The following is a 331-nucleotide window of genomic DNA, read 5'->3' on the forward strand; positions in this document are numbered from 1 at the left end:
CACCAGCAACGGGCACCACCGTCGCGGTCACCGCCACCGTCACCGACCCTGCTGGCAACACTGCAGAGGGCAGCGATAACGCCCTGCTCGACTACGGCACGGGCAGCGGCGCCCCCGCCAGCCCAACCGTCACCATCGATGAGGACATCAACAACGATGGCTTTATCAATGACGTTGAGCTCTCGGGTCAAATTGACATCACCATCAGCTTGGGCGCAGGCACCGCTGTGGGCGACACCTTAGTGGTCACCGACCAAGCCGGTAACACCCTGTTCAGCGGCCCAGTGACCCAAGCGATGCTTGATAATGGCCTCAGCTTGGCCATCGACGC

General features: G+C 62.2%; 1 pseudogene. It reads left to right on the forward strand.

The annotated features are described in order from the left end of the window. Positions 1-331 (forward strand): annotated as a pseudogene (locus K0625_RS24395) (hypothetical protein); the annotation flags it as partial.

The sequence above is a fragment of the Shewanella nanhaiensis genome, from assembly GCF_019457885.1.
GTDB classification, from domain to species: Bacteria; Pseudomonadota; Gammaproteobacteria; order Enterobacterales; family Shewanellaceae; genus Shewanella; species Shewanella nanhaiensis.